A 25,660-nucleotide genomic window follows, 5' to 3' on the forward strand; every position below is an offset into this window, starting at 1 on the left:
GTGGTGGTGTCGTGGGCGAGGGTGACCTGCCGGCGGGCGTCGCGGGTGGTCAGTCGCAGCCGGTCCCGTAGCCAGCCGGCGAGATCGGTGGCGCCGTGGCGGACGGCGAACCCACGGTCCTGGGCCTCCACGAACAGCAGGCCCCGCGCCGCGGCGACCCGGCCGGTCAGCCGGCACATCCCCTCGATCAGTCCTGCCAGTTCCCCGTCCGACAGCTGCCAGGCCTGCGCGGCCAGCAGCCCGTCGAGGTGGCGGGAGATCGTCGCGAGGCGGGCNGGCGGGTCAGGGCCGTCCCCGAGGTCGTCGTCGAAAACCATGGGTCGACGGTAGAACAACACACCCCGGATGTCGAACACATGTTCGTACGCTGTGGGCGGAGACGGCACGGGAACCAACCCTCACTTGCACGTCCCGCGCGAACAACGCCAACCACAACGACCGGATCTGGCCGCCACACCCTTCGCGGTCCGTGGGCGGTACCGGCTCTCGACGGGTGTACTGGCGCGCCGAGTCTCCCGGCAGCCACCCAGGAAGGGCGACCGTGGCAGCAGCCGACGTCCGCGGCAGCAGAGCTGGGTGGCGTCGTTGGAGGGTAGGCGTCGCAGGCAGGCGGCGCGGAAAGGCGGGCGCCGCGGGTGAGGCGGGCGGGCGGCGCGGGTGGGAGAACATCGGCGCGGCCGGGGGAGGTGGACGGCCGGCCGCCTCCCCCGGGCACAGGCAGTGCGCGGCTAGGGATGCGCGGCTAGGGGATCCGTACCGTCGGCGCGTCCAGGTCGACGCCCGCCTGGTCGGACGGCCGCATCCGCCCTGCCGGCAGGACGCTCCTGGCCGGTTGACCGCTCCCCGCCGGGTGGCCGTTCTCGGCCGGGTGGCTGTTCTCGGCCGGGTGGCTGTTCTCAACCGGATGGCGGATCTCCCTCGAACTGCTGCTTCCTGCCGGAACAGCAGCGCCGTCGGTGTGGGCACCGCCGTCGGTGATGGCACCGCCACCGATGGTGCCGCCGTCCGCGGTGGGGCCGGCGGCGGCCTCGGCGGCGAGCATCGTCTCGACGTGGACATACCGCGCGCCGCGCAGCAGGGAGGCGACGGCTGCGATCAGCGACATGGCGATGGCCAGCGAGAACACGATGATCAGGCCGTGGTGGAACGGCGAGGCGATCAGGTGCGGGAAGAACTCCTTGCCGGTCAGCGCCTGGGCGTTCGCCGCGGGAAGCTGGTGCAGGGTGCCGTCGCCGAGCAGGTTCTGCATCGGGTTGTAGCCGAGGAAGGCGGCGAACAGGCTGCCGACCGGCGGCAGGTTCGCCACCCGGTCGGTGACGTCGGCGGGCACGCCCTGCGCGGCCAGCCCACTGTGCAGCGAGTGCGGCAGCGTCGAGGACAGCCCGGCGATCATCAGGGAGAAGAACAGGCCGATCGACAGGACCTGGCCGGAGTTCATGAAGGTCGCGCGCATCCCGGACGCGCCGCCGCGGGCTGCCGCGGGCACGGCGTTCATCACCGCGGTCGTGTTCGGCGCGGAGAACAGGCCCGAACCGATCCCGTTGAGGACCAGCAGCGCCGCGAACGCCGGGTAGCTGAAGTCCGTCGGCAGCAGCAGCAGGCCGACGAAGGTCGCCGCGACCAGCGTCAGGCCGCCGGTGGCGAAGGCGCGGGCGCCGAACCGGTCGGACAGGAAGCCCGACACCGGGCCCGCCACCAGGAACCCGATCGTCAGCGGCAGCAGGTAGATGCCCGCCCACAGTGGCGTGTCGACGTAGTCGTAGCCGTGCAGCGGCAGCCAGATCCCCTGCAACCAGATGATCAGCATGAACTGCATCCCGCCGCGGGCGATCGAGGACAGCAGGACCGCTGCGTTGCCGGCGGTGAACGCCCGGATCCGGAACAGCGCCAGGTTGAACATCGGCTGCGCGGTGCGCCGTTCGATGAGGACGAACGCGACCAGGACGGCGGCGCCGCCGATCAGTGCGGCGAGCACCTTCGGGTTCAGCCAGCCCATGTCGTGGCCGCCGTAGGGCTGGATGCCGTAGGTGACGCCGGCGAGCAGCGCGGTCAGCCCGACCGCGAAGGTGATGTTGCCCCACCAGTCGATCCGCGCGGGTGCGCGCCGGCCGGTGTCGCGCAGGCTGCGGTAGGACCAGATCGTGCCGGCCACGCCGATCGGCACGCTCACCCAGAACACCGCGCGCCAGTTCCACTCCGACAGCAGTCCGCCGGCGACCAGCCCGATGAAGGAGCCGGCGAGCGCGGCGACCTGGTTGATGCCCAGCGCCATGCCGCGCTGGCGGGTAGGGAAGGCGTCGGTGAGGATGGCCGTCGAGTTGGCCATGAGCATCGCGCCGCCCACGCCCTGGACGACCCGCCAGCCGATCAGCCACAGCGCCCCGGACGAGCCCTGCCAGGGGGTCAGAGCCAGCCCGATCGAGGCGACGCTGAACACGGCGAAGCCGGCGTTGTAGATCCGGACCCGGCCGAACATGTCGCCGAGCCGGCCCAGCGTCACCACCAGCACGGCGGAGACGAGCATGTAGCCCATCAGCATCCACAGCAGGTAGCTGACGTTGCCCGGCTGCAGGGGATCGAGGTGGATCCCGCGGAAGATCGCGGGTAGGGAGATGATGACGATCGAGCTGTTGACCGTCGCCATCAGTACCCCGATGGTCGTGTTCGACAGGGCGATCCAGCGGTATCCCGAGTGGTCGTCCTGGTGTGGCCGGCGCGCTGCGTCGACCGGAGTCCCCGCTGTCGTGGACATCCGGCGCTGCTCCCTCCATCACCGATGCGGGCCGGGCCCGCCGCTGCGGGCGGTGCCGGGCGTGCTGCATGGCATGGGCGCGAGGCGGGTCGGCCGGGGGCCGGGAGGCATCTCGTCGCTGCGGTGAGGGGCCTGGGTACCTTCTGCGTCGGGCGTGTGCCCGCTGCGTCTGGCGCATGCCTTTGGTCGGGTCGACCGTGTGCCCCGCGTCCACGTCGGATAGTTGCTTGACTCATACTAACAACCGCGCCTGTCGATCGGCATTCCCACCGCTGGGATCGCATTGCGGCTCGAAGCGGCACACGTCGACGCCGGAGCGTCCTACATTGCTCGCTGGACGGATCGAGGCTCGCTGGACGGATCGAGGTTCGTGGGTCGGATCGAGGTTCGCGGGACGGATCGAGGCCGGCGCGAGGAGAGCGAGGCGACGTGGCGACCGATGTCGAGGGCACGTTGGCGGCCGACGACTACGACGAGTTCGGACTGCTACACGAGAACGCCGAGGAACTGGGCCTGCCGTTCGCGGGCCGGCCCGACGTCAGCCGCGGCTACGTCGACCTGGCGGCCGACCGACGGCTGAGCTACATCCGCTGGGGCACCGCCGATCCCGAGGTGGTGTTCCTGCACGGCGGCGCGCAGAACGCCCACACCTGGGACTACGTGGCGCTCGCGCTGGGCCGGCCCGCGGTGGCGTTCGACCTGCCCGGCCACGGCCGGTCGTCCTGGCGCGCCGACCGCGACTACGGTCCGTGGCGCAACGTCGAGGCGTTGGAGGCGGCGCTGCCGGCCGTGGCGCCGAACGCGGCGGTCGTGGTGGGCATGTCGCTCGGCGGCCTGACCGTCACCCATCTCGCCGCGACGCGCCCCGACCTCTGTCGCCGCGCGGTGATCGTCGACGTCACCCCGCAGGTCAACGACCCGAGCCGGACGATGACGACGGCCGAACGCGGCTCGGTGGCGCTCGTCTCCGGACCGCCGACCTACGCCTCGTTCGAGGAGATGGCCGACGCCGCGGTGGCGCTCAGCCCGCTGCGGGCCGCCGCCGGGGTGCGCCGCGGGGTGCGCCACAACGCCCGCCGGCTGCCGGACGGCCGCTGGTCCTGGCGGTACGACCTGTTCGGCCCGCCCCCGCCGGGAACCCCGGACTGGCTTGACTTCACCTCGCTGTGGGAGGAGGTCGACACGATCACCGTGCCGGCGCTGCTCGTGCGGGGCGGCGAGTCGAAGTACGTCCACGACGCCGACGTCGCCGAGTTCCGCCGCCGCCTGCCGGCCCTGCGCTACGCCCTCGTCGATGGCGCCGGCCACGCCGTGCAGAGCGACCGACCCCTGGAGCTCGTCACCCTGATCCGCGACTTCGCCTTCCCGGCCTGACCGACTCCAGCCCCTGCCCGGCTCCAGCCCCTGCCCGACCCCAGCCCCTGCCCGACCCCAGCCCCTGCCCGACCCCAGCCCCCAACCGCCCCAGCCCCTGGACCGACTCCAGCCCCTGCCCGGCTCCGCACCCTGACCGGGAGCGCACCCGCACCCCCACTCGGGCTGCGGGTGTCCGGCCTGCCCGTGGTCGATGTCACCCAGCGCAGCGGGATTGTGCAGGGTAGATTCACCACTGGCTTTACTGTGTAAAGGGTGACGGGTTATGCCGCGGGCGCGGCCCAGAAGGGCGGTGCGCCGCTGCGGCGTGCCGCCCGACCGGGCTCGGAGGTCCAGATGCCGTCTCCCGTACGACCGCTGCCGGCACTCGCCGAGCTGACCCCGCCGCCGGGTAGTCCACACCGGGGCGCCCCGCCGCGCGTGCCCGGATCGGTGCGCCGCACCAGCCATCTCAACGTGACCTGGCCCGACGGCTTCGGGTCCCCGATGCACCTGCACGCCGGCGCCCGCGACCTCGTGACCGGGCGCGACAGGCAGGCGACGGTGGTCGACTCCGCGCAGCTGCGCGTCACCATCGACAGCACCCGGACGCTGCGTTCCGTCACCAGTGTGCCCCCGCGCAAGGCCCTGGACGGCCTGATCGGGCAGAGTGGTGGCCGCGGCTACCGTGCCCGCCTGCGCGAACTGGTCCCCGAGGACGTCGCCACCGGATCGCCGCTGCACTTCCTGCTCGACGACATGCCCGGCGCGACCCTCGTGGCGCCGATCGCCTGGCGGCTGTGGCCCCGCGAGCAGGAGAAACTGACGGAGTTCGCCGCGTCGACGGCGGCCAGCCGGGTCGAGGCGATGCGGGAGGTCTGCTCGGGATGGCGGGCTGACGGCGCCCCGCTGGAGCGGATGGCCCAGGGCGGCGGGTTGGAACAGAACCTCGTGCCCGCCCATCCGTTGGAGCAGCCCGACGACCCGCTGGCCTGGCACCGGATGCCGGCGCCGTCCGGCGATTCGGCGATGTTCCGCCGCCGGCGCCGGGTGGACGTGGTCGCGCCCGAGCCCGGGACGCCCCACGGCCTGCTCACCGTCGACTCGATGTTCCGGGACAGCATGTGGAGCCCGCAGGGGGTGGAGACGGTCGTCCACGAGTACGGCGTGCACGCCACCGTCGACCCGGCCACCATGCGGCTCGTCGGGCTGCGCGCGGACCCGCGGGTGCTGCCCTTCGAGACCTGCCCGTCGGCCGCCGACAACGTCGACCTGCTGCTCGGCGAGCCGATGCGGACCCTGCGGGCCCGGGTCATCCGACTCGTCGTCGGCACCGACGGCTGCACCCACCTCAACGACGCGCTGCGGGCGCTCGCCGAGGTCCCCGTCCTCGTCGACCACCTCGTCACCACCGGCCGCATCGACTGACCGACCGGGGTCGGACGATCGTCCGGTCCGTGGGGGCGCCGGTTTTATACTGACCGCGGGGCGTTCCCCGGGGGTGCCGGGGAGGGTGGCGGCGCCCGGCGACGTCGACGTGTCTCGGGTGGTGAGGTGGCGGCAGGTGCCCGTCCGGCTACGGCGCGCGGCGCGCAGGCGTCCGGCGCGCCGGCCGGTGCGGTGCGGGCCCTGGGGGTCGACGACATCGTCGCCGCCGCCCTGCGGGTGGGGACTCACCGGGGGTTCGAGGCGCTGACCATGCGCGCGCTCGCCGAGGAGCTCGGGGTGTCCGCCATGGCGGCCTACCACCACGTTGCCAGCAAGGACGCGCTGGTCGACCTGGTCATCGACGCGGTCCTCGCCGGCGTCGAGATTCCCCCGCCCGACCTCGGCGACTGGGACGTGCGCCTGTGCGAGCTGCGCCGGCGCTGCGCCGCGGCCCTGGAGGCGTGGCCGGGTGTCGACGTCCTGGTCTACGGCCGCCCCCCCACCACCCAGGGGTGGCGGATCATGGACGGTTACCTCCAGATCCTGCTGGACGCCGGCCTGACGCCGAAGAACGCGCTGCTCGGCTTCAACGTCCTGCACGACTACGGCATGGCCCGGTCGATCCAGCGCCGGCTGCGCGAGGGCGCGGGTACCGGTGTCCCGAGCGACCGGCCCGCGCAGTGGCCGGCGCTGAGCCGGGTGGAGGCGATGTGGTCGCAGGTCCACGGACGCGACCTCACCGCCTTCGCCGACACCCTCATCGTCGACGGCCTGCGCGCCCTGCTCGCCAGACAGCACGCCGCTCCCGACACCCCCTGACCACCCGCCCACTCGTCCAGGTGGAGATCGGCATGGGCTCGGGGGTCCGCCCCGGCCCGGCCCGCCCCGCGGTGCGGTTCCGCGGAACCTCCTGACTGTCGGGGCCGGACCGCGCCCTCATCCGGACGGCGTGCTGATCCGGGCGCGCCGATCGCAGCGGAGGGGCCGAAACGCCCGCCGCGGCGGCGATGGTCCCCGGGAGGTCCGTCGCCGCCGTGGCGGGCAGGGTCAGCCGTTGTCGTGCCCGGCATCGTCGTGCCCGGCATCGTCGTGTCAGCCGTTCGTGCTGGTGGCGGTCAGGTCGTAGACCGTCTGACCGCCCACCGTGGTGGCGGTGAAGTGCGCCGCAACCCAGGTGGCGATCGCGGTGCCGGTGCCCGTGGCACGGTCGCCGCCCATCCCGCCGCCCATGCCCCCGCCGCCGGCCAGGAAGTAGTGGATCTTCCCGTCGGCGACCCACTGCTGGAACTGGGCCAGGGTGGGCGCCGGGTCGCTGCCGTCCCAGCCGCCGATCGCGATCACGGACTGCCCGCTGGCCAGTTCGAGCTGCGCCGCGCTGGTCGCGCCGCCCGTCGTGGCCGCGGCCCACGTGGTCGTCGACCGCGCCAGCAGCGCCGTCAACGCCGCGTTCGCGGACTGCTCGCCGCCGCCTCCGCCCGCCGCCATCCCCCCGGCCGTCGAGGTGCCGCCGGTCGTGGACGTGCTGCCGGCCGTCGAGGTGCCGCCGGTCGTGGATGTGCTGCCGGCCGTCGAGGTGCCGCCCGCCGTGGACGTGCTGCCCGCCGTGCTGGTGGTGCCGGTCGTGGTGGTGCCGCTGGTCGGGGTGGTGCCGGTCGGCGGGGTGGTGCCGGTCGGCGGGGTGCCGCCGGCACCGAAGCGTCCGCCGTTGCCGCCGGGGCCACCGCCCATGGCGGCGCTGGACGGTCCCGAGGTGGGGATCGAGCCGGTGTGCGGATGCGCGGCGGTGCTGACGGCGTAGGCGGTGCTGCCGGCGCCGACGGTGAGCACCGCCGCGGTGGCGAGCACCGCGGTCACCCGGGTGAAGCGGGCCGCGCCGGCGACCAGCGCGGCGGCCAGGGCCAACGCGGCGACCAGCACGATCCAGCGCAGCGCCGGCAGCCAGGTCGGCACCCGGTCGAGCAGCACGAAGCTCCACCCGCCGGTCAGCGCGATCATGGCGGCGAGTGCCGCCCGCGCCGGGAACTGGTCGCGGTCGCGCCACAGCGCGGTCCCGCCGGCGGCGACGAGCGCGGCGATCGCCGGCGCCAGGGCCACGGTGTAGTAGGGATGGATGATCCCGCTCATGAAGCTGAACACCAGCCCGCTGACGACGAGCCAGCCGCCCCACAGCACCAGCGCGGCCCGCGCCGGGTCGGTGCGGGGTGCCCGCCTGGTTCGCCACAGTCCGACGACCAGCACGAGCAGCGCCGCGGGCAGCAGCCAGGAGATCTCCGAGCCCATGCTCGACCCGAACAGCCGGGTGATCCCGGTCGCGCCGCCGAAGCCGTTGTTCCCCCCGCCGCCCATCCCGCCCCCGCCGCCGCCGGCCCCGCCGCCGCCGGCCCCGCCGCCGGAGGAGCCGAGGATGCGGCCGAGACCGTTGTAACCGAGGGCGAGCTGCAGCAGGCTGTTGTCGGTGGAACCGCCGATGTAGGGGCGTGACGACGCCGGCCACAGGTCGACCAGGGCGACGTACCAGCCGGCCGAGACGACGATCGCCCCGGCCGCGCCAGCCAGATGCAGCACCCGGCGTCCCAGGCCCGTCGGCGCGGCGACCAGGTACGCCAGGCCGAGTGCCGGGACGACCAGGAACGCCTGCGCCAGCTTGGTGAGGAAGCCGAAGCCGAGGCAGGTCCCGGCGAGCATCAGCCAGCGTGCGCTGGCCCGCTCGGTCGCCCGGACCGTGCAGTAGGCCGCGGCGACGAGGAGCAGCACCAGCAGGGCGTCCGGGTTGTTGAAGCGGAACATCAGGGCGGCGACCGGCGTCAGTGCGAACGCGGCGCCCGCGAGCAGCCCGGCGGTGGCGCTGGCGCTGCGCCGGACCGTCGCGTACAGCAGCCCGACGGCCGCGACCCCCTCCACCGCCTGCGGCGCGAGCACGGACCAGGAGGAGAAGCCGAAGACCCGCGCGGACAGCCCCGAGATCCACAGCGCCGCCGGCGGCTTGTCGACGGTGATGGCGTTGCCGGCGTCCAGGGAGCCGAACAGCAGCGCCTTCCAGCTCTGCGAGCCCGCCTGCGTCGCCGCCGCGTAGAAGCTGTTGCCGTAGCCGGAGGCGCTGAGGTTCCACAGGTAGAGCAGCGCCGTGCCGGCCAGCAGGGCCAGCAGCGCCGCCCGGACCCAGACCGGATCACCGGCCGGCCCGCGGGCCAGCCGCCCGAGCCGCCCGTGTCCCCTGCCCGGCGGCGGAGGCGGCGGTTGGGCCCAGCGCCCGCCGCCGCGCGGCCGCGGGGCGAGCCGGATCGTGTCGGATGGGTCGACGTTGGGTGCGGTGGTCGTCATCGAGAAAGCTCCAGAGTCAGTCGCGGCAAGGCCACCCACCCGACGGGCGGGTTCAGTGCGGGATGCCGCGGGATGCGGGCGGGCTCAGCGCAGGGCGCCGGTGCCGGCCGGGGCGCCGGTGCCGGCCGGGGCGGCCTGCCGGTCGGCGTCCGGCTGCGTGGGTCGCTGGTCGTGCGGGTCGCGCTGGTCGTGGAGGTCGTGGAGGTCGCGCTGGTCGCGGGGGTCGGGGTGGGCGTCCGGGTAGGGCGTCAGGTGGGTGGGCAGCGCGCAGGCCGCGGTGAGCGGGCGGCGTCCGATCCAGGAGCGCAGGTGGGCGACGGGCACCGCGCCGCTGGCGATCGCCCGGCGGACCCGCACGATGCCCCGCAGGTCGGCCAGGGCGGTGGCGACGATGTCGACGCGGCTGTCGGGATCGTCCACCCAGTCCACGGGCACCTCGTGCACCCGCAGTCCGCAGCGTTCGGCCAGGACAAGCAGCTCGGTGTCGAAGAACCAGCCGGTGTCGGCGACGTGNGGCAGCAGGTGTGCGGCGACGTCGGACCGGATCGCCTTGAAGCCGCACTGCGCGTCGCGGAACCGCACCCGCAGCGTCCGGCGCAGCAGCAGGTTGTAGCAGCGGGAGATGAACTCCCGCTTCGGCCCGCGCACCACCCGTGCCCCGCGGCTGAGCCGGCTACCGATCGCCACGTCCGAGTGCCCGGAGATCAGCGGCGCGACCAGGGGGAGCAGGGCGCCCAGGTCGGTCGACAGGTCGACGTCGGTGTAGGCGAGCACGTCGGCGTCCGAGGACGACCACACCTCCCGTAGCGCCCGTCCCCGTCCCTTGAGGTCGAGGTGGGTGACGGCGACGCCGGGCAGCTCGGCGGCCAGGACCCGGGCCAGCGCCAGGGTCCCGTCGGTGCTGGCGTTGTCCGCGATCGTGATCCGGAACGGATACGGGAACCGGCCGAGGAGAAAGGCGTGCAGCCGCCGAACCGACGGCGCGAGATCCTGCTCCTCGTTGTAGACCGGCACCACCAGGTCCAGAACGGGATGATCCGCCCGGGGTGGCCGCGGGCTCGGCTGTGTGACTCTCTGATCGGCGCGCCCCTCCCGGCCGACCTGCCCTGCGGAAGGCTGGCTCGAGGACCGCGGGTAGTCGGACCGCGGGGCGATGGTGCGCGGGGCGATGGTGCGGGAGACATCGGAAATCGGCAGGAGTGTCATGCCCTCACGGTCGGCCCCCCGCCTGCGCAGACCCTGTGCGACCTCTGTGTGATCCCTGTGAACCCCACCGCCCGACAGCCCGCACGGCTGAAGCCGCATGGATCAACGCCTGGCCGTCTGTCTCCGTCTCCCCACCAGCCGCCGACGCGACGGCGTCATCTTTCTCGACGAAGCGCGAAAGAGCTTTACTGCACCAGCGTGGCTGTTCACCGCCTGTCCCACGCTCTGCGCCATCTGGGCGATCGCTGTGGCTCTGAGGGCCGCTTTCCAAGTTGGTCCAAGGTCCACCTGAGCGCGCGGGTGGTGGCGAGGGTGTGGGGGTGGTCGGAGCCGAGGGCGGTGCGTTGGCGGGTGAGGGTGTCGTCGCGCAGGGCGCGTGCTGTGCTGTGCTCGCCAAGCTCGTTCAGGCTGACCCCGAGGTTGTGGGCGGTGGCTTCAACCTTCGGACCACGGTGGCATCGCATCATCGACGAATGCCTACGCATCCGACGTGCCGATCATCGTCGGTCCCTCTACCGCAACCCCCTCACCCGACGGACCGAAGCGCTGACCTTCGTAGACATGGTTATCAACGACGCACCCCAACCCTCAGGAACCGGCTAACCGCCCTCCCCGCCCTCAATCCACAGGTATTGACAATTTCTCACGGCGTGCCGCTTGCGGGCTCGCTCGATTTCGCCGGCGCGTTGCTCGGCGAACTTGCCGCCGTCGGCCGCGCTGATCGGGTTCACCCAAACCGAACATCGCCGGCGGCGCTACGCTGCTGTGTCGTGCAGGGGACGCGTCTCGACACTGCTCGGATCCGGGCGGCTCGCCGGGTGATCGACCCGGTTTTTCTCGACACGCCGCTGTACCGCTGCGAGGCGCTGGAGCCCGCCCTCGGGTGCGCGGTGAGCATCAAGCTCGAAACGGCGAACCCGGTCCGCAGCTTCAAGGCCCGCGGTACCGAGGTGGTCGCGAGCCAGCTTGCCGAGCATGGCTCGCGAGCCGTGGTGTGCGCCAGCGCGGGCAACCTTGGCCAGGCCCTCGCCTGGTCCGGTCGCGGCCGGGGGCTCGACGTCACCGTCGTGGCCTCCCGCTTCGCCCCTGCGGCCAAGCTTGATCGCATCCGCGCCCTGGACGCCAGGGTGGAGCTGGTGGACGGCGACTTCGACCTGGCTCGGGAGCGGGCGGCGGCCGTCGCGCGGCACGACGGCATCCGGCTGGTCGAGGACAGCCTGGACCTCGAGACCTGCGAGGGCGCGGCGACCATCGGCCTGGAACTGGTGGGCCCGGAACTGGTGGGCCCGGAACTGGTGGGCCCGGAATCGGTAGGCCTGGAACCGGTGGACACCGCGCCGTCGTTCGACGCCGTCCTGATTGCTCTCGGCGGCGGGGCGCTGGCCACCGGGGTGGGTCATGTGGTGAAGGCCCTGGCGCCCGGCGTCGAGGTGATCTGCGTCCAGCCGCTGGGCGCACCGGCGATGACCCTCTCGTGGCGCGGGCGGCGCGTCGTCACCACCGACGCGACGAACACCATCGCGGACGGCGTCGCCGGCCGGCGTCCGATCCCGGCCGTCCTGGCCGACCTGCTCCTGGTCGCGGACGATGCCGTCCTGGTCCAGGAGGCGTCGATCATCGCCGGGATGCGGATGCTGCTCGACCACGCCGGCCTCGTCGTCGAACCGTCGGCCGCGCTCGGCATCGCGGCAATCCTCGAAGACCGTGACCGCTTCGCCGGCCGCCATGTCGTCACCATCGTGTGCGGCAGCAACGTCGACGTGGACGCCTACCACCGCTGGGTCGGTGCGGCTTCCACCCGCAGGCCCTGACCTCTGCGCCTCCCGCTACAGGGTGTTCGCGAGCCGGTCGGCGAGGATGCGAGTGAAGCGGGACGGGTCGGGGAGTTCGCCGCCCTCGGCGAGCAGGGCCATGCCGTACAGCAGCTCGGCCGTCTCGCCGAGAACGTCGGAGTCCGCGTCCTGCTGCTCATGGGCCTTCCGCAACCCCGACACCAGGGGATGGGTGGGATTGAGCTCCAGGATGCGCTTGGGATGCGGCACGTTCTGCCCCATGGCGCGGTACATCTTCTCCAGGGTCGGGGTGATGTCGTAGGTGTCGCCCACGAGGCAGGCCGGTGACGTCGTGAGGCGCGACGACAGACGAACCTCCTTCACCTNCTCCTGCAGGGTCTTTGCCAGCCAGGACAGCAGCTCGGCGAAATCCTTCTGCTGCTGTTCCCGCTCGGGTTCGGCGCTCTCCTTCTCGTCCGCCGTGCCGAGATCGACCTGGCCCTTGGCGATTGAGCGCAGCGGCTTTCCGTCGAACTGCGCCACCCGCTCGACCCACACCTCGTCGACCGGGTCCGTCAGGATCAGGACCTCGTAGCCGCGGGCCTGGAACGCCTCCATGTGGGGCGACTTCTCGACCATCAACCGCGACTCGCCGGTCATGTAGTAGATGTCGTCCTGGCCGTCCTTCATCCGCTCGACGTATTCCCGCAGGGTCGTCGTCTGCTCCGGGTCACGCGTCGACGCGACGGAGACGATGTCCAGGATCGCCTCCTGGTTGTCGACGTCGTCGAGCAGCCCTTCCTTGACGACGGGGCCGAACTCCTTCCAGAAGGTCCGATAGCGCTCGGCGTCGTCGGTCTGCAACTGCCTGACGGTGGAGAGCACCTTCTTGACCAGCCGGCGGCGAACCTGCTGGATCTGACGGTCCTGCTGGAGGATCTCACGCGAGATGTTCAGCGACAGGTCGTGCGCGTCGACGACGCCCTTGACGAAGCGCAGATAGTTCGGCATGAGCGCCTGGCAGTCGTCCATGATGAACACGCGCTTGACGTAGAGCTGGACTCCGCGCCGGCCGTCCTGCGCGAACAGGTCGAGCGGTGCGTGGGACGGGAGGAACAGCAGCGCCTCGTACTCGAAGAGCCCCTCGCCCTTCATGTGGATGGTCTCGAGCGGGTCGGTCCAGTCGTGGCTGAGGTGGCGGTAGAGCTCGTGGTACTCGGCCTGGTCGACCTCGTCGCGCGGGCGCGCCCACAACGCCTTCATCGAGTTGAGGGTCTGGATTTCGGTCGTGGCCGCGCCGGCCTCGCCTGTGCTGGCATCGTTCGTGCCGGCCTCGTTCGTGCGCTCGACGGCCATCCGGATGGGCCACGCGATGAAGTCGGAGTACTTCTTGACGATCTCGCGGATCTTCCATTCGGCGGTGTAGTCGAACAGATGGTCCTCGGTGTCCTCGGGCTTGAGGTGCACGGTGACCGCGGTGCCCTGCGGCGCGTCGTCGACGTCGGCGATGACGTAGGTGCCCTCGCCGCTGGACTCCCACCGCGTGCCGCCGCTCGTGCCGGCCCGCCGGGTCAGCAGCGTGACCGTGTCCGCCACCATGAACGTGGAGTAGAAGCCGACGCCGAACTGCCCGATGAGGTCCTGTGACGCGGCGGCGTCCTTCGACTCCTTCAGCTTGCGGAGCACCTCGGCCGTTCCCGACTTCGCGATGGTGCCGATCAGCTCGACGACGTCGTCCCGGGACATGCCGACACCGTTGTCGCGCACCGTGAGAGTGCGCGTCTCCCGGTCGACCTCGATGTCGATGTGCAGGTCGGACGTGTCAGCCTGCAGTTCTTTGTTGACCAGCGACTCGAGACGAAGCTTGTCGAGGGCGTCGGACGCGTTGGAGATCAGCTCGCGCAGGAAGATGTCCTTGTCCGAGTAGATCGAATGGACCATCAACTGCAGAAGTTGACGGGCCTCGGCCTGAAATTCAAGCGTCTCGATCCGGTTGCTCACGCAGACCTCCATGCGGACACGGGCAGTTCGGGGCAGGATCAACGCGGGGTCCCATGCGGCCGGGGAGGCACTCCTGCGGCGCGCCAACCCGGAGACGGCACAGCGCTACCGGCGTCCCCCATTCGCGGAGTCAAATATTAGCGCAGCCGGACTCGTTCTCACGCGCGCCTTCGGAGCACCTGCGGAGGAGGCGCGGGCCGTGTCCTGATCATCGATGCCGCGTCGGGGAACCTTCGGGCGGCCCCTCAGCCGGGCAGGCGCGCGGTGACGATGTAGGCGGTCTCGCTGAAGAGGAATTCGTCGGCCGCGTCGGCCGCTTCCAGGTCGCTCCACCAGCGGTCGACCTCGGTCGGTGTGACGCCACCGAGACCCTGGTCGGCGGCGGAACGGATCGCGGTCGCGACCTCTCGAAGACGAAGGTCCGCAGCCTCGGCTAGCGACGATACGACCCTCGTGTGGGCCTGGACCGACTCGTGGCGCAGCGGCCCGCGTCGGACGAGGCCGGACAGGCGCCGGCCCAACTGGGCGTCGGTCGCCTGCATGTAGAGGTACGGGACGGGCAGGTCGGCGTAGGTGCGCAGAACCCGGCGGGACAGCTCGCGGTCCGACGCGGTGACCACGATCGTCTCGAAATCGGTGTGTGCCAGCACGGCCACCCCGGTCGGCCGCAGGATTCGCGCCATCTCGACGAGCGCCGCGGACGGGTCGACCAGGCATTCCAGCGTGTTGGTCGAGATGACGACGTCGACCTGGCGATCCGCGATTGGTAAGGGCCCGGCGAGGTCGGCGCGGATCGCGGTGAGATTCGGGACGGTCGCCATCGCCGACGCCAGCTTCTCCCCGTCCAGATCGATGGCGATCAGCCGCGCCCGCGGGGCCATCCCGCCGATCGCGGCAAGGGTCCGACCCGACCCCGCACCGGCATCGACGACGATCGATCCTGGAGCGGGCGACGCCAACTGCGCGATCTGCTCATGGACCACGATCATCACCGGTTCCCGACTGGCCCGGGCTCCCCGCTGAACGGGACGTCCGATCCTCCGACACGCGGTGCCCCATCGTAAGGGCGGCGTGCCGCTCTGTCAGCGCACATCGTGCATTGTTCGTCGCTGGATGCGCGTCGCCGGCAGACTGTCAGCTCACGGGCACCGAGGCGGTCGTGGGGACGGGTGCCGGGGCGGTCGTGGGGGCAGGTGCCGGGGCGGGCGATGGGGGCTGGGAGGCCGACTCGGTGGNCGGCGACGCCTGGTTCGCGAGAGAGACCGGGCTCGGAGCCGTGCTGGGTGGCGGTGGGACGGAGGCGGCGGGAGTGGGTGTGGTGACCGGGGTCGTGGGGGGCGCCGCCGGCGGTTGCTGCACCGTCGACGTCGACCCCGTCGTCGACCTCGTCGACGTCGACGGCGGGGTCTGGCAGGCGATGCCGTCGCGGTCCGCGTCGAGGGCGGCCCGGTAGCCGGGGTCGCCGCGATGCAGGTTGGTGACGCCGGCGTTGCGGGCCGCCGTGCAGTTCGCGTAGTAGGTCGATCCCGACCCGGTGACCGGCGCCGGGTCGCTTGAGGCCGCCGGTACCGACGAGGCCGACGTCAACGTCGTCGTCGACGACGTGGCTTCGCAGGCGATGCCGTCGTCGTCCGCGTCGAGGCCGGCCCGGTAGCCGGGGGCGCCGCGGTACAGGGGAGTGACGCCGGCGTCCTGGGCCGCCGTGCAGTTGTCGTAGTAGACCGACCCGGACGCCTGCGTCGGGCCGCCCGCCGCCGCGGGAGCCAGCGCATCCTCGCCGAAAGTCCCGCTGCCGGCCGTGCCGGCGCCGTGCGTGCCGCTGCTGGTCGTTGCGTCAAGCACGAAGCCGGAGCCGGTGCCGGACGCCTCTGCCAGAGCGGCCGAGTACGGCAGTCCCGGCCGCCCGCCGCCGGGCGATGGCGAGCCGGCGGGCGACGGCGACCCCGATGCCGACCCCGGTCTCGAGGCCGATCCCGACAGGCCGGACGGGGGCGTTGCCGCCGCGGTGGGCGGCGGCGTCGAGTTCCCGGCTCGGGAGGCGGCGTCGGCCAGGCCCGCGGGCTTCGACGAGCCGCCGAAGCTCCCGACCACGATGACGATGGCTACGACGGCGCCGAGCACGCCGATTGCGATCTTGCCGCCGCGTCCCGCCAGAAAGTCGACCGCTGCCCGACGATCCGCCATGTCTGCTCCCCCGAAGTCGCTGGGGCGAGACCCTAACGGAAGGTCACGAACCGGTCGAAACGGGGCCTGACCCGGGCGGTTCGCCGTCGGCGGCGGGGGAGAGGCTCCCGGCCGGCCCGGGTGGGGGCCGGCCGGGACTGATAGTCAGGGCGCCGAAACGTCAGGGCGTCGAAAGGTCGGGACGCCGAAACGTCAGGGTGCCAGGGTGTCGGGACGGGTCAGGGGGTCGTCGGGTGGAGGATGCCGGTCACCTCGGCGTCGGTCAGGTCGTAGGAGTAGAAGGTCTTGTAGAAGTCCTTGATCTCCTGCTCGATGCTGACGTCGGCGAACTGCGCGGGATGCAGGGTCTTGGCGACGAAGATCGGCTGCAGGGCCTCCTCGGCGCTGCGGGCGGCCCAGACGAACACGCCCCGCGGGTTGACGATCAGGTGCTTGTCGCGCACCGCGGCCACCGACGACCAGCGCGGGTCCGCCTGGATCTTCGTGCAGGACGAGGCGTCACGGCAGAAGACGTACTCCGGGTCCCACTGGACGATCGACTCGACCGAGACGTCCTTCATCGTGCCCTGGACGCCGTTCACGGTGGCGACGTTCGTCCCCCCGGCGAGCGTCGACCAGTTGTCGATGATCGAGCCGCCACCCTCGGTGTTCAGCGGGTTGTTGGCGGTGTAGTAGAGCTTCGGCCGGTCGGTCGCCGGCAGGCCCGCGAGGCCCTTGTTGATCTGGGCGACGTTGCCGTCGACGTATTCGACGTACTGCTGGGCCCGCTTGGGAGCGTCGCCGCCGAGCACGTCGGCGAGGAACGTGACGCCGTCGTTGAGCTTTTTGTAGTTCGGGAACGAGGCGATCTGGACCACGGGCACACCGAGATCGGTGATCTTCTTCACGAGCGCCGCGTTGCCGGAGGTCAGCACCACCAGGTCCGGCTTCTGGGCGAGCAGGGTCTCGGTGTTGACGGTGGTGGTGTCGGCGCCGAACACCGCCTTCTTCTGCGCGAGCGGCGGGTAGATCTTCTTGAACAGCGGCAGGGTCGTGAGGTTGCTCAGCGGCACGCCGGCGACCCGCTCGATCCCGCCGAGCATGAAGATGATCTGGGTGACCGCCGGGTAGTTGGTGACGATCCGCTCCGGGTGCGTCGGCACGGTGACGTGCCGCCCGCCCATGTCGACGACCTCGTGGGTCGTCGGCGCGGCCGACGCGGTGGGCTTGGCGGCCGCGCCCGACGAGCCGGCGGAGTCGCTGCCGCAGGCGGTGAGCGTGACCAGGGCGATCAGGGCCGCGATCAGGGCCGCGAGCAGGGCGGCGAACGGGCGTCTGGGTGACGGGTGTGTTGCTGGCAGGTCTGTTGCTGACATGTGTTCGGTGGTCCCCATAACAGTTGTCCGACAGGGAGGGCGCAGATGGGCGCCGGGCACCCGGTGCTCTGGCCGTGCGGGGATCCGCGACCGCGGTCTGCGTGGCGGCGGGGTGCGGCTGTCCCGGTGACCGCAGCCCGCGCGCGCCGCACCCGGAGCTCGGCCGGCGGGCTCACCCCGGGGCGGCGACGGCGCAGGGGCCGGGTCCTGGCCTCGGACCGCCCGGACGCCGTCGGCCCGGGCCCGGCGCGTGACCGCGCGCCAACCCGGGCCGCCCGAAAGGGGCGAGCAAAACCTCGTGCACGGGAAGTGACCGACTTCCGTGCGTGAGCATGACGTGCTCCGTTGCACCGAGCTCCGCGGATGCGGACTCAGGCGTGAAGATATGCCGCTTCCTCGGTATCTGTCCCTAGTTCGGCCAAGATATACGGCACACTGAGGGGCCCCGACGGGGGTGGGGGGCGGCGAGCCTCGTCACTCTCCGAGACTAGGCGGTCGGCTTGGGGCGGCGGACGAGCGTGACCTCGTCGGTGCTGGCGTCGAGCAGGGCGTAGGTCATGAGGTCGAAGCCGCCGGGATCCTGGGAGAACGCCAGGGAGCCGGGATTGATCACGAGGGTCTTCCCGACGCGCTGGATGTGCGGCAGGTGCGTGTGGCCCATGACGAGGATGTCCACGCCGAGGTCGCCGCAGCGGGAGAAGTCCGGGTCGGCCGGATGGAGATAGCGGTCGTAGGGCGGCCACGGGCAGCCGTGGATCATGCGCAGCGCGCGGCCGTCGACGACGGTGTCGATGGTGGTCGGGATGGCGGCGACGAAGTCGCGGTTCGCGGCGCGGACGTGCGGCGCCTCCCGGGCCCGCTGACCGGTCGGGCCCATCAGGCGCCACTCGTGGTTGCCGGAGATGTAGCGCATCCCGAACGCCCGGATGACCTCGGTGACGTCGTTGGCGAAGCGGTACTCGAAGTGCGCGTCGCCGGCCAGGAGAATCTCCTCGGCGCCCGCGTCGACCATCTCCCGCGCGGCGGTCTCGAGCAGCGCCGCCTCGCAGTGCACGTCGGACACGATCCCGAGCTTCATCGCCGTCTCCTCCCAGCCTCGATCACCAGGCCCGGCCGCCCGCCGATTCCGGCCGCGATCCGCGGCATGGGCGCGATAACGTCGGCCGTGTCCGATCCATCCCGCACAAAAGGGTATACCCATAGGGCTTTGGGGTTTCGGAGTTGGAACGCGCGAGCCACGGCCGCCGTTCACCGGACGGCATTGGCGCACGTCGGTCCGGCGGGACCCGGTGGGAGTTGTGCTGAGGGGATCCGGGGGGAGTTGTGCGGAGGATCCCGCCCCGTCCCCCTCGCCCGCTCTGCGGCGGTCGTCGAGCATTGAGGCCGATCTCGGATCCTCGTCGCCGCCGGGCGTGTGGCGGCCGGGAAGTCCCGGTGAGGCGGCCGCGCGACGGCTCCGTGAGACGGGCCGCGACCTGCGGACAATCCCTGCATCCGCAGGGTGCGGCGCACGTCTCAAACCCATCCGGAGAACCATCCGGTAGGATACTCGGGGTGGTCCTGGCGGGCGGGGCCGCGCCTGACGATGCGGAGGCAGCGTGCCCCCCACAGCGAACACGAACGCCAAGCGGTCCCGGTCGCGGCGTGCTCGGGGTTCGATCAACGCCGCGGGGATTCTTTCGGGGGCCTTCGAATTCTGCCGGGACACGCCTGTCGACCAGCTCAGCATGCCGCGGCTCGCGGCATTCCTCGACGTCGGCGTCACCAGCATCTACTGGTACTACAAGAACAAGCGTGACCTTCTCGACGCGATGACCGAGGAGGCGCTCGCCGCCTTTTACGAGAGCATGCCACCGCTGCGCGCCGGCGGCTGGGAGGACATGCTCCGCGGGTTCTTCGACGACTGCTACACCGCGCTCGCCGCCGACGACCTGACCTGCGATCTGATTGCCCGGCGCATCGGCGGCGCCACCCGCCAGGCGGCGGTCACGACGTGGCCACGGGCCGCGGAGCTGCTCGACGGGCTGCGCGAGGCAGGCTTCCCCCCGTCGCTGGCCTGGCACGCCTTCGTCACGCTGGCCGCCTACACCCGCGGATTCCTCCTCACCGAGCAGCCGACCGAGGCTCCGCCCGGCTCCGGTCGGCGCCCGGCCGTCGCCGCAGCCGCGGCGGCACCGACGCCGGCGACGCCGGCAACGCAGGTAACGGCGACGCCGGCAACGGCGGCGGTGACACAGACAGCGGCGTTGGCGTCAGAGCTGGAACCGTCGCGGCCGATCGCCGGGCCGCCGGAGGAGTTCGCGTTCGGCATCACCAACATCATTCTTGGTCTGCGGAGCCTGCTGCCCCAGGAGGCGCACGACCGCGAGGTCGCCTGACCCCTGCCCTGACCCTGACCCGAGCCACGCCGGGCTGGTCATCGGCCGGTATCGATCGACGCACGGCCTGGCTCACGGTTAGCGTGCCTGGTGTCGTTCCGGGTGCCCGCATCCGGCCGCCCAGGTCGAGTCGACTCCCTGCGGATGGTCGGTGCGTCGGGATCCGTGGACGGAGCCTGCTTGAAAGGCTTACGGTTAGGTTTACAAATCATGGTCGGCGGGACGGCCGCGCGCCGCTCGGCGGTGCGGTGACGAAAGCCCGCTGGAGGGAGACACGATGGCCCTGGCGATCAGCGACGACCACAAGGCCCTCGCCGAGGTGGTCCGCACCTTCGCCGACGCGAACGACCTGCGCGCGGCGGCCCGGCGGGCGCTCGACGGCGGTCCCGGCGCCGTCGGCCCGCAGTGGAAGCAGATCGCCGACCTCGGCTGGCTTGGCCTGCACCTGCCCGAGGAGCACGGCGGCTCCGGTTTCGGTCTGGCGGAGCTCGCGATCGTCGCCGAGGGTCTCGGCGGTCGGGCCGCCGCCGGCCCGCTGCTGCCGACGGTCGTCGCCTCCGCCGTCGTGGCCGCCGTCGGCTCGCCGCAGCAGCAGGCGGAGCTGCTCCCCGGGCTCGCCGACGGTTCGGTCATCGCCTCGTTCTCCTCGGTCGGCGCCGTCACCGCGGACCCCGCGGGCGCGCTGCACGGCGAGGCGCCCGCGGCGCTCGGCGCGGTGTGGGCCGGCCTCCACTTCGTGCCGGTGGGCGACGACCTCGCGGTGGTCGCCGCCGATGCCGAGGGTCTGACGCTGCGCCCGACCAACGCGCTCGACCCGTCGCTCGGGCTCGCCGGCCTCGGCCTGTCCGCCGTCGCGGTGCACCCCGCCGGCCTGCTGCGCGGTGGCCGGGCCGCGGCCGTGCGCATCCTGCGGGTCGTCGCCGCCGCCGAGGCGGTCGGCGGCGCCCGGGCCACCCTGGACATGGCGCTGGCCTACGCCAAGGTCCGCGAGCAGTTCGGCCGCATCATCGGCGGGTTCCAGGCCGTCAAGCACCACCTGGCGAACATGCTCGTCGACACCGAGCTCGCCACCGCCGCCACCTGGGACGCCGCCCGGGTCGCGGCCGGCGGCGCGGAGGCCGAGCTCGCCGCGGCCGTCGCCGCCGCGGTGGCGCTGTCGTCCTACCAGCACAACGCCCGGATGAACATCCAGATCCACGGCGGCATCGGCTTCACCTGGGAGCACGACGCCCACCTGTACCTGCGCCGCGCGGCGACGCTGGCCGCGCTCGCCGGCCCGGTCGAGGGCGCCGAGGACGACGTCTACGCGCTCATCCGCGACGGCGCCCGGCGCGCGTTGGCCGTCGAGCTGCCGCCCGAGGCCGAGCAGTACCGGCGCGAGGCCCGGGAGTTCGTGGAGCGCTACCACGCCGCCGCCGAGGGCGAGCGCCGCGAGCTGCTCGTCGAGAGCGGCTACCTGGTGCCGCACTGGAAGAAGCCGTGGGGTCGCGAGGCGAGCGCCGCCGAGCAGCTCGTCATCGAGGAGGAGTTCACCGGCGTCGAGGTGCCGAACCTCGGCATCGGCGGCTGGGTGCTGCTCACGCTGACCCAGCAGGGCTCGCCCGAGCAGATCGAGCGCTGGGTGCTGCCGAGCCTGCGCGGTGAGCTGCGCTGGTGCCAGTTGTTCAGCGAGCCGAACGCCGGCTCCGACGCCGCGGCCGTGCAGGCCCGCGCCGAGCGGGTCGAGGGCGGCTGGAAGATCAACGGGCAGAAGGTCTGGACGTCGGACGCGCAGAACTGCAACCGCGGCCTGGCCACCGTCCGCACGGACCCGACGGCGCCCAAGCACAAGGGCATCACGGCGGTGGCGATCGACCTGACCGCGCCCGGCGTCGAGGTCCGGCCGCTGCGCGAGATCACCGGCGACGCGTTGTTCAACGAGGTCTTCTTCGACGACGTCTTCGTCCCCGACGCCGACGTCGTCGGGGAGATCAACGCCGGCTGGATCGTGGCCCGCGCGACGCTGGGCAACGAGCGGGTGACGATCGGCGCCGGCAGCGGCGCGGACGAGGGCCGCACCGCCGTCGGCCTCGTCGACCTGCACGCCCGCTACGCCGCCGGGGACGTCGAGCTCGCCCGCCGCGTCGGCCGGCTCGTCGCCGTCGAGGTCGCCATGGGGCTGATCAACCTGCGCCAGGTCGAGCGTGCGGTCGCCGGCAGCGAGCCGTCGCCCGAGGGCAACGTCAGCAAGCTGCTGTCCGCCGAGCACGCCCAGCACGTCACCGAGCTCGGCATGACCATCGCCGGCGCCACCGGGGTGACCGGCGACGAGGCCGACCTCGCCTACCGCTACCTGTTCGCCCGGGCGCTCACCATCGCCGGCGGCACCTCCGAGGTCGGCCGCAACGTCATCGCCGAGCGGATCCTGGGCCTGCCCCGGGAACCCAACATGCGCTGAGGCAGGCTCATCTTTTCCCGCCACCGCCGCGGTGCCGCCCGTGCGCCGCGGCCGGCGGCGCGTCGGGGCCGGCTCGGCACATGGCCGGCCCCGACGGCATCCCAGCGCTAGGAGGCGCCAGCGTGACGGTCGACGACAAGATCATCGTCACCGGGCAGGTTCAGCAGCAGGCCTGGCGGGACCGGGTCCTGCCGCCGGTGGAGCAGGTCCGCCCGGGCCTGTGGTCGGTGCCGACCCCGTTCCCGCAGAGCCCGCTGCGCTACGTGCTGGCCTACCTGCTGGAGACCCCACGCGGGCCCGTCCTCGTCGACACCGGGTGGCCCAGCGAGGACGCCTGGGACGGCCTCGTCGCGGGCGTGCGCGCCACCGGCCACGAGATCGGCGACGTCAGCGCGGTCCTGATCACCCACGGCCACGCCGACCACTTCGGCCTCGCCCGGCGGATCCGGCGGGAGTCCGGCGCCCCCGTCATGATTCACGAACTGGAGGTGGCGGCCTCCCACCAGTTCGCCAGCATCGCCGAGTTCCGCGCCGCCGACCGGATCTGGTTGCGCCGCCGTGGCATGCCCGCCGCGGAGATCGGCGCGCTGTTCCCCGACGGCGACGAGCCGCCCGAGTGGCGCGATCCGCCCGACGTGCTGCTCCAGGACGGTGACCGCCCGCTCGGCGACGCCGTCGCGGTGCGGGCGCTGTGGACCCCCGGGCACACCCCCGGCCACCTGTGCTTCGTCCACGAGGAGTACAACGTGCTGCTGACCGGGGATCATGTACTGCCGCGGATCAGCCCGAACATCAGCCCGTCGCCGCGGGTGCGCGCGGACTCCCTCGGGGAGTACCTGGGCTCGCTCGCGGCGATCGAGGACATGCCGGTCGACGAGGTGCTGCCCGCCCACGAGTACCGCTTCCGCGGCCTCGGCGCCCGGGTGCGCCAGCTTCAGGAGCATCACCGGGCGCGGCTGCGCGAGGTGGTCGAAGCGGTGATCGAGCTCGACGGGCCGACGACGATGGCGGTCGCCGAGCGGCTGACCTGGTCACGGCCGTGGAGCGAGTCGCAGGGGATCGTGCGCCGCTCGGCGGTCGGCGAGACCTACGCCCACCTGCTGCACCTCGAACGCCGCGGCCTGCTCACCGGCGGCGCGAGTGGCGAGGAGGCCGGCCCGGGCCAGGTCGATGCCTGGCGACCCGCGGCCGAGGCCGGCGTCCTCGTGGACGCGCTGTTGCGCTGACTGGTGTCAGACAGGGCAGTCAGCGCAAGGCGTCAGATGTTGAAGCGCTGCGCCCCGTCGATGCGGATGGTCTCGCCGTTGATGTAGTCGTTGTCAACGATCGACAGGGCGAGCTTGGCGTACTCGTCGGCGTGGCCCATCCGCTTGGGGTTGGGCACGCCGGGGCCCCACTTGGCCTGCGCCTCGGCCTCCTCCATCCGGTAGGCGGGGGTGAAGAAGGTGCCCGGGGCGATGCAGACGACCCGGATGCCCGTGGGGGCGAGGTCGCGGGCCGCGGTGAGGTTGAACCCGATGACGCCGCCCTTGGCCGCCGAGTAGTCGGTCTGGCCGACCTGGCCCTCGAACCCGGCGATGCTCGCCGTGGTGATGATGACGCCGCGCTGGTTGGAGTCCAGCGGCTCGTTCTGCGACATCGCCGCCGCGACCTTGCTGACCACCCGGAACGTCCCGACGAGGAAGATGTCGATCGTCCGCTGGAAGGTCTCCACCGGGTAGGCCTGGCCCGACCGGTTGACCAGGCGCTTGCCGGCCGCCGGGCCGCCGTGCACGACGACCGCCGCGCGCAGCGGGCCGAGCTCGACGGCGGCGGCGATCGCCGCCTCGACGGACTCGTCGCTGGTGACGTCGGTGGGAACGAAGACGGCCTGTTCGCCGAGTTCGTCGGCGAGGGTCTTGCCCTTGTCCGCCGCCAGGTCGGCGATGACGACCTTGGCGCCGGCCTGGACGAGCCGGCGCACGGTGGCCTCGCCGAAGCCTCCCGCTCCGCCTACGACCAGCGCGGACGCTCCTGTGAGATCCATGGTTCCTCCTTCGGGGCCGCCGGTGTCCCGCAGGGGTGGCCGGCGGGGGCGGTCGTCATCAGGGGCGTCCGGCCGCAAGGTGACGTTATCGTCAACTCACGGCTCCATCCCGCTGTATTACTGTCGGTATCTCGGTAATGCTTACCATAGTTCCTGTCCGGGGGCGTTCCGCTGGAAGCCCTCACCCTGTGAAAGGTGGACCGTCATGTCAGATCCCGTCATCGTCAGCGCGGCGCGCACGGCGATCGGCACGGCCTTCAAGGGCTCGCTGGTCAACACCACCGGCGAGGAGCTGGCGGAGGTGGTGCTGCGGGAGACGGTGCGCCGCTCGGGTCTCGACCCGGCCCGCATCGACGACGTCATCTTCGCCGAGTCGATGTACGGCGGCGGCGACCTCGCCCGCTACGCCGCGGTCGTCCTCGGCCTGACGAGCGTCCCCGGGCAGGCCGTGAACCGGCACTGTGCCGGCAGCCTCACCGCGATCGGCAACGGCTCCGCCGGCATCGTCAGCGGGATGGAGAAGATCGTCGTCGCCGGCGGCGTCCAGGCGACGTCCACGGGGCCGAAGCTGACCCGCCGCGTCCTGGGCACCGCCGACCAGTTCGAGGACTGGATCCCCGCGACCCACCCGGACTCTCCCGAGGCCCCGAACATGGACATGTCCATCTCGGTGGGCTGGAACACCGCGAAGGAGGCGGGGCTGACCCGGGAGGAGCTCGACGCCTGGGCGTTCCGCTCCCACCAGCGCGCCGTCGCCGCGATCGATGAGGGCCGCTTCGTCGACGAGATCGTGCCGATCAAGGTGCAGGCGCCGGACGGGTCGTTCCGCGAGTTCGCCGTCGACGAGCACCCGCGCCGCTCCAGCACGCTGGAGAAGCTGGCATCGCTGAAGGTCCTGCACCCGGAGATTCCCGGCTTCAACATCACCGCGGGTAACTCCAGCGGCGTCAACGACGCGGCCGCCGCGGTCACCCTCGTCGGCGCCGACATCGCCGCCGCCGAGGGCCTGCCGACGCTGGCGAAGGTCCGCGCGTGGGCGGCGGCCGGCGTCGAGCCGCGCCGGATGGGCTTCGGCGCCCTGGAGGCGATCTCCAAGGTGCTCAGCCGCGCCGGGCTGACCACCAAGGACGTCGCCCTCTGGGAGATCAACGAGGCGTTCGCGTCCGTGCCGGTGGCCGCGGTCAAGGAGTTCGGCCTCGACGAGGACACCGTCAACATCAGCGGCTCCGGCTGCAGCCTCGGTCACCCGGTGGCCGCCTCCGGCGCCCGCATGATCATCACGCTGCTGCACGACCTGCGCCGCCGCGGCGGTGGCATCGGCGTGGCCGCGATGTGCGCGGGCGGCGGCCAGGGCGGCGCGGTCCTCATCGAGGTCTGAGCCCGGCGAGGTTCGGGCCCGGCGAGGTCTGGGCCTGGCGAGGTTCGGGCTCGGCGAGGTTCGGGCCCG

Annotated in this window: 16 protein-coding genes and 6 pseudogenes; 8 read left to right on the top strand and 14 right to left on the bottom strand. The window is 72.3% G+C overall.

The annotated features are described in order from the left end of the window. Positions 1 to 275 (bottom strand): annotated as a pseudogene (locus tag UK82_RS23130) (HNH nuclease); the annotation flags it as partial. 467 nt (positions 276 to 742) lie between these two features. Beyond that, complete coding sequence (locus UK82_RS23135) at positions 743 to 2,752, bottom strand: MFS transporter (RefSeq protein ID WP_055409265.1); 2,010 nt, start codon at positions 2,750 to 2,752, stop codon at positions 743 to 745. Positions 2,753 to 3,181: 429 nt separating this feature from the next. Here UK82_RS23135 and UK82_RS23140 point away from each other — a divergent pair, with 429 nt between their 5' ends. The 3 genes from UK82_RS23140 to UK82_RS23150 all read left to right on the top strand — a co-directional run bounded on the left by UK82_RS23140 (position 3,182) and on the right by UK82_RS23150 (position 6,352). Beyond that, a complete protein-coding gene (locus tag UK82_RS23140) occupies positions 3,182 to 4,126 on the top strand; it encodes an alpha/beta fold hydrolase (protein WP_044888684.1) in 945 nt (314 codons plus the stop codon). Positions 4,127 to 4,462: 336 nt separating this feature from the next. Then, positions 4,463 to 5,533 (top strand): DUF2889 domain-containing protein, encoded by a 1,071-nt coding sequence (locus UK82_RS23145; RefSeq protein ID WP_236706337.1) that lies wholly within the window; start codon positions 4,463 to 4,465, stop codon positions 5,531 to 5,533. Positions 5,534 to 5,659: 126 nt separating this feature from the next. Then, entirely contained in the window at positions 5,660 to 6,352 is a 693-nt protein-coding gene (locus UK82_RS23150; protein WP_236706338.1) for a TetR/AcrR family transcriptional regulator, read from the top strand. A gap of 273 nt (positions 6,353 to 6,625) precedes the next feature. Here UK82_RS23150 and UK82_RS23155 read toward each other — a convergent pair whose 3' ends face one another. From UK82_RS23155 to UK82_RS41675, 5 genes and pseudogenes are all read right to left on the bottom strand, one after another. Next, a complete protein-coding gene (locus UK82_RS23155; RefSeq protein ID WP_055409267.1) occupies positions 6,626 to 8,854 on the bottom strand; it encodes a glycosyltransferase family 39 protein in 2,229 nt (742 codons plus the stop codon). An 84-nt stretch (positions 8,855 to 8,938) separates the two neighbouring features. Continuing rightward, positions 8,939 to 9,367, bottom strand: a pseudogene (locus UK82_RS39720) (hypothetical protein); the annotation flags it as partial. A gap of 1 nt (position 9,368) precedes the next feature. Beyond that, positions 9,369 to 9,880 (bottom strand): annotated as a pseudogene (locus UK82_RS39725) (glycosyltransferase); the annotation flags it as partial. A 386-nt stretch (positions 9,881 to 10,266) separates the two neighbouring features. After that, positions 10,267 to 10,545, bottom strand: coding sequence for a tetratricopeptide repeat protein (locus UK82_RS33075; protein WP_152989992.1), 279 nt, complete (start codon positions 10,543 to 10,545; stop codon positions 10,267 to 10,269). A 114-nt stretch (positions 10,546 to 10,659) separates the two neighbouring features. After that, the gene (locus tag UK82_RS41675) at positions 10,660 to 10,791 is read right to left on the bottom strand and encodes a hypothetical protein (protein ID WP_255354341.1); all 132 of its coding nucleotides are present in this window, start codon (positions 10,789 to 10,791) and stop codon (positions 10,660 to 10,662) included. Between the two features lie 39 nt (positions 10,792 to 10,830). On the opposite strand from UK82_RS41675, the gene UK82_RS23165 reads away from it, so the two are divergent. Beyond that, positions 10,831 to 11,871 carry a threonine/serine dehydratase gene (locus UK82_RS23165; RefSeq protein WP_055409269.1) on the top strand — a complete coding sequence of 347 codons (1,041 nt, stop codon included), beginning with the start codon at positions 10,831 to 10,833 and terminating at the stop codon, positions 11,869 to 11,871. 15 nt (positions 11,872 to 11,886) lie between these two features. On the opposite strand, the pseudogene UK82_RS39730 reads toward UK82_RS23165, so the two are convergent. From UK82_RS39730 to UK82_RS33750, 6 genes and pseudogenes are all read right to left on the bottom strand, one after another. Beyond that, positions 11,887 to 12,218 (bottom strand): annotated as a pseudogene (locus UK82_RS39730) (molecular chaperone HtpG); the annotation flags it as partial. Between the two features lies 1 nt (position 12,219). Beyond that, positions 12,220 to 13,833 (bottom strand): annotated as a pseudogene (htpG, locus tag UK82_RS23170) (molecular chaperone HtpG); the annotation flags it as partial. Positions 13,834 to 14,078: 245 nt separating this feature from the next. Next, complete coding sequence (locus UK82_RS23175) at positions 14,079 to 14,822, bottom strand: methyltransferase domain-containing protein (RefSeq protein WP_055409271.1); 744 nt, start codon at positions 14,820 to 14,822, stop codon at positions 14,079 to 14,081. A 247-nt stretch (positions 14,823 to 15,069) separates the two neighbouring features. Then, positions 15,070 to 16,017 (bottom strand): annotated as a pseudogene (locus tag UK82_RS41875) (excalibur calcium-binding domain-containing protein); the annotation flags it as partial. A 218-nt stretch (positions 16,018 to 16,235) separates the two neighbouring features. Next, entirely contained in the window at positions 16,236 to 17,372 is a 1,137-nt protein-coding gene (locus tag UK82_RS23185) for an ABC transporter substrate-binding protein (RefSeq protein WP_055409378.1), read from the bottom strand. A gap of 487 nt (positions 17,373 to 17,859) precedes the next feature. After that, entirely contained in the window at positions 17,860 to 18,450 is a 591-nt protein-coding gene (locus UK82_RS33750; RefSeq protein ID WP_052681121.1) for a metallophosphoesterase, read from the bottom strand. Between the two features lie 520 nt (positions 18,451 to 18,970). On the opposite strand from UK82_RS33750, the gene UK82_RS23195 reads away from it, so the two are divergent. The 3 genes from UK82_RS23195 to UK82_RS23205 all read left to right on the top strand — a co-directional run bounded on the left by UK82_RS23195 (position 18,971) and on the right by UK82_RS23205 (position 23,413). After that, positions 18,971 to 19,750 (top strand): TetR family transcriptional regulator, encoded by a 780-nt coding sequence (locus UK82_RS23195; RefSeq protein ID WP_055409275.1) that lies wholly within the window; start codon positions 18,971 to 18,973, stop codon positions 19,748 to 19,750. Positions 19,751 to 20,027: 277 nt separating this feature from the next. After that, on the top strand, positions 20,028 to 22,187 hold the full coding sequence (locus tag UK82_RS23200; RefSeq protein WP_044885565.1) for an acyl-CoA dehydrogenase: 2,160 nt from the start codon (positions 20,028 to 20,030) through the stop codon (positions 22,185 to 22,187). A gap of 122 nt (positions 22,188 to 22,309) precedes the next feature. Next, positions 22,310 to 23,413, top strand: a complete 1,104-nt coding sequence (locus UK82_RS23205) for an MBL fold metallo-hydrolase (RefSeq protein ID WP_055409278.1) — start codon at positions 22,310 to 22,312, stop codon at positions 23,411 to 23,413. Between the two features lie 32 nt (positions 23,414 to 23,445). Here UK82_RS23205 and UK82_RS23210 read toward each other — a convergent pair whose 3' ends face one another. Continuing rightward, positions 23,446 to 24,213 (bottom strand): SDR family NAD(P)-dependent oxidoreductase, encoded by a 768-nt coding sequence (locus UK82_RS23210; protein WP_044885563.1) that lies wholly within the window; start codon positions 24,211 to 24,213, stop codon positions 23,446 to 23,448. Positions 24,214 to 24,418: 205 nt separating this feature from the next. On the opposite strand from UK82_RS23210, the gene UK82_RS23215 reads away from it, so the two are divergent. Further along, positions 24,419 to 25,591, top strand: a complete 1,173-nt coding sequence (locus UK82_RS23215; protein WP_055409281.1) for a thiolase family protein — start codon at positions 24,419 to 24,421, stop codon at positions 25,589 to 25,591. Positions 25,592 to 25,660 lie beyond the last annotated feature (69 nt).

This window comes from Frankia sp. ACN1ag, assembly GCF_001414035.1.
Classification (GTDB): domain Bacteria; phylum Actinomycetota; class Actinomycetes; order Frankiales; family Frankiaceae; genus Frankia; species Frankia torreyi.